The sequence below is a fragment of the Kordia sp. genome, from assembly GCF_045105435.1.
Classification (GTDB): Bacteria; Bacteroidota; Bacteroidia; order Flavobacteriales; family Flavobacteriaceae; genus Kordia.
In genome coordinates this window covers 1-3,895 of sequence record NZ_JBGCDL010000185.1, presented here as the reverse complement: position 1 = coordinate 3,895, position 3,895 = coordinate 1, and the positions used below count along the sequence as shown (strand labels likewise).

At 34.4% G+C, this 3,895-nt stretch carries 3 protein-coding genes; 2 read left to right on the top strand and 1 reads right to left on the bottom strand.

Annotated features, from left to right (window positions below; translation table 11 throughout):
* Positions 1-989 (bottom strand): glycoside hydrolase family 3 N-terminal domain-containing protein (locus AB8B65_RS09930; RefSeq protein ID WP_405300808.1); only part of this gene is annotated, 989 nt, incomplete at its 3' end.
* A 312-nt stretch (positions 990-1,301) separates the two neighbouring features.
* Between AB8B65_RS09930 and AB8B65_RS09925 the strand changes: the two genes are divergently transcribed.
* Both AB8B65_RS09925 and mnmA read left to right on the top strand, forming a co-directional pair.
* Positions 1,302-2,450, top strand: a complete 1,149-nt coding sequence (locus AB8B65_RS09925; RefSeq protein ID WP_405300807.1) for a carboxypeptidase-like regulatory domain-containing protein — start codon at positions 1,302-1,304, stop codon at positions 2,448-2,450.
* A gap of 440 nt (positions 2,451-2,890) precedes the next feature.
* Positions 2,891-3,895 (top strand): tRNA 2-thiouridine(34) synthase MnmA (mnmA, locus tag AB8B65_RS09920; protein WP_405300806.1); only part of this gene is annotated, 1,005 nt, incomplete at its 3' end.

Here is a 3,895-nt window from a genome sequence, read left to right as displayed (position 1 = left end):
AGAATCATGCCGCGACCTTTCATCGGAATATGATTTGAAAACATTAATACATCAACGCCAGCATGAATTGCCATTTGAATCGATTTCTCAAAACCAAACTGATCAGCAATCGCTTTCATTTGCATATCATCAGAAAAAATAACGCCGTCAAAACCAAGATCGCCACGTAAATAATCGGTCATAATCTTTTTAGAAAGTGTGGCAGGTAACTTAGAATCGTCTAACTTATCATTCACAATATGCGCAGTCATAATTGCGTCTACATTGCCTTCATACAATAATTTCATATACGGAAAAACCTCTTGTTGCTTCCAATACTTACTCACGTCAGTTACATTATAATGTGAATCTTGACGCGAATTTCCATGTCCAGGAAAATGCTTTACAACGGTTTTTACATTAAAATAACGGTGACTCTTAATCACTTGTCGCGCATGTTTCACAATTCCTTTCGGATTCTCAGAAAACGCACGATGATTCTTTCCAATTGGCGGATTATCAGGATTATCAACATCCAAAACAGGTGTGTAATTGACGTTAATACCTAAGTCTAATAAATTATGTGCAATAATATCACTATAATATTTCGTGGAATCAATATCGTCTACTTCGCCTAAATACTTAGCAGAAACTGTTTTTGGGAAACCATACTTTTGTTTCAAGCGGTTTACCTTTCCACCTTCTTCATCAATGCTTACCAAAAGTGGTAATCTTGAATCTTTCTTCAAAGTAGCAACCAACTTCTTCAAATTCTCAACGGAATTCAATTTGGCAATATTCTTCTCATACAGCAAAACGCCACCAAGTTTCTGAGCTTTAATATCGGCTAAAATCTTATTATTGGCTTTCATATCAGTATCGTCACCAATACCCAACATAATCATTTGCCCAATCTTAATATCAAGACTATCTGTTTTCTTACTTTGCGAAAATACCGTGTTTCCTATGCATAGAAACAATAACATGCTAATTCCTAACTTCAATTTCATCTAAATTCTTTTAACTATAAGTGTTACTTAGGTGTCTATGGCAAAAGTTATGCCTCTTTCATCGAAATATACGCTAAAAAAGATAAAATAAAAAGCTGTTGCCATTCTGTATTAAAAAACTTTTAACAGCAAAAATGTGATAATTATTGCCGGTATTTTAACAAATTTAGGGGAATTTTCAAATTACAATTGTTTTAAATATGTAAATAGAAAGCTTAATAGCTTAAAGATGAATTTGTTAAAATAACAAAAAGCACGCAACCAAATAGAAGTTTGTGCATCTACAAAATAACACCTAACCGAAAATACACCATGAAGATTCAAAAACTAACACTAATTGTACTCGTTTTTTCTTTTTTACTTTCGTGTGAAAAGGACAATGAAGCAGCGCCAGCAGCAGAAATTAGTATTTCTGGTAAATTCTTAGCACCAAACAATGCAGATCCAATTGTAAACGGTTTGATTACAGCAACAAAAGAAGAAACGGTAGTTGCGGAAACGTTGACAGGAACCGATGGTAGTTTTATACTAACAAACTTAACACAAGGAACCTATACAATATCGTTGAAAAAAGGACTATTCAGTTCAGAAAGAACGGTAGAAATAACTACTGAAGACGATATAGAAATTCCAAATATTCCTATTGAAAGCTTTCCGAGAATTGGAGTCGTAACAGGAAGTTTTGATCACATAGAGTCTGTACTATACGATATTGGTTTGGTAAATCCATTCACACAAGAACCGTTATTTGACATCATTCAAGGAAACTATTTTGGAAGACCTGGAAACGCCACAAACAATCACGGACACAATCACGGAACAACAATAGGCGCTTTTACTGCCAAAACAAACACAAACTTACTGCCAAATGTCGATTTCAATTTTGGTGATTTAGTAGCTTCGTCAAGTATGTTGGCGGAATATGACATCATCTTCTTAAACTGCGGATTAAACGAAAACTATACAGAATACAACGATAACATTACGCAATATGTAAACAATGGCGGAATTGTATATGCAACCGATTGGGCTTTTACATACCTAGAAGGGATTACTGGCAATGGACAACAATACATAGATTTCCTAGATCCTGAAAAAAGCGGAAACTCTACCACAACAGAAGCAACCATTTTTGATCAAGATTTAATTGATTGGTTGCAAGTAAATTTCGGAATCACATTAAATAATGACGATACCATACTACTTGACGAATTCCTTCCAGGATGGCAAGTTGTAAATACTGCAAACGACGCAACAGTATTAAGTTGGTTTAACGGACCTGTAACGTACAGAGATGCAACAGGTGCGCAAATTACAGAAAACAAAGATTTAGCGTTTACATTTTTAGTCGGAGAAGGCGGCGTGTTTTACTCTTCATTTCATACGGAAAACCACGACGACGGATTCAGTACTGTAGACAGACTTTTAGAATATTTAGTATTTGAATTGTCTTCACTATAGTAAAAATGTAAATTATAAAAAAAGCCTGAGTGTTCTTTCCACTCAGGCTTTTTTGTGTATAACCCGAATTATGTAATAGAACTTCGTTATGAAGGTTGAAACTACAAAAAAATCTATTACTTTTTTTAATTTCAGATAGTATCGTTATGGTTAAATTAAAAAACAAAGTATAACGCTAGATTTTGAAGTGGTTTCAAGATGGAATAGATTTTCTATTAGCATAATTTGGGTTTAAATATGCTTGACACGAATCAACTCAAAAAAAACACGAAAAAGATAGTATCTTTGTCAGCAAAATGTATCAAATACGTCTACAACAGTATATACATTCACTGCGTGTTAATTCGAATAATTTTTTAAAGAAAAATTGTATCGAGAATAGCTTTGAAGATATATGGACAATACTTTTATAACGATGCATAACAAGCGAAAAAGATAAAATGAAACGAGTAATAGTAGGACTTTCAGGAGGAGTAGATTCAAGTGTAACAGCATATTTACTGAAAGAACAAGGATATGAAGTTATTGGACTATTCATGAAAAATTGGCACGACGATTCTGTGACCATTTCTGACGAATGTCCGTGGTTAGAAGATAGTAACGACGCTTTAATAGTAGCAGATAAACTAGGAATTCCATTTCAAACAGTAGACTTAAGCGAGCAATACAAAGAACGCATCGTTGATTACATGTTCAACGAATATGAAAAAGGGCGTACACCAAATCCAGATGTATTATGCAATCGGGAAATAAAATTTGATGTATTTATGAAAATCGCGCTAGATTTAGGTGCCGATTATGTTGCAACAGGGCATTACTGTAGAAAAGAAACCATTGAAAAAGATGGGAAAATGATTCACAGACTATTGGCAGGAAAAGATGACAACAAAGATCAATCGTATTTCTTATGTCAATTATCACAAGAACAATTAGAAAAAGCATTGTTCCCAATAGGCGAACTCACAAAGCCAGAAGTACGTGAAATTGCTGCAAAAGCAGATCTAATCACAGCAGAAAAAAAGGATTCACAAGGATTATGCTTCATTGGAAAAGTAAAATTACCAGACTTTTTGCAACAACAACTAAAACCCAAAGAAGGTGTTATTATTGAAGTTCCGAAACAAAAAGAAGACTATCACAAAACAGTACCAACATTTGCTACAAAAGTAGAAGAGTTGGCATACTTTGCTGAAAAATATACCTATGCACAAACCGATGGAAAAGTAGTTGGAAAGCATCAAGGAGCACACTATTTTACAAACGGACAACGAAAAGGCTTGGCAGTTGGTGGAACAATTGAACCTTTATTCGTTATTGAAACAGATGTAAAAGAAAACGTAATATACACGGGACAAGGAAAAACACACCCAGGATTGTACAGACGTACCTTATTTGTAAAAGACGATGAATTGCATTGGGTTCGTGAAGACATGGCGTTACAACCA

Excerpts from the sequence above, each read along its gene's own strand:
- AB8B65_RS09925 (WP_405300807.1), top strand. The coding sequence starts at position 1,302 with ATGAAGATTCAAAAACTAACACTAATTGTACTCGTTTTTTCTTTTTTA.